1 pseudogene is annotated in these 235 nt (G+C 71.1%); it reads left to right on the forward strand.

The annotated features are described in order from the left end of the window. Positions 1–13 precede the first annotated feature (13 nt). Positions 14–235: pseudogene (locus KVS71_RS18945) on the forward strand (dehydrogenase); the annotation flags it as partial.

Genomic DNA, 235 nt, shown 5'->3' on the forward strand with positions numbered 1-235 from the left:
GACGATCGAGCACGTGCGGAGCCCTCCCACCGTGCACGTGGCCGGGACGTGGGACGAGGTGTGGAACAGTGAGAGCGCGGTCGCCGTCGGTCGCGTGTCCGAGCGCCCCTACGCCCTGGCCGTCCAGCCGTCGCTCTTCGACCCGACCAGGTCACCCGACGGCAAGGCCGTGCTCTGGGCGTACATCCACGTGCCGTACGGCTCCGTCCTCGACCCGACCGTGCTCTTCACCGCG

Origin of the sequence: Microbacterium sp. GbtcB4 (assembly GCF_019091465.1) — a bacterium.
In the GTDB taxonomy this organism is placed as follows: Bacteria; Actinomycetota; Actinomycetes; order Actinomycetales; family Microbacteriaceae; genus Microbacterium; species Microbacterium paraoxydans.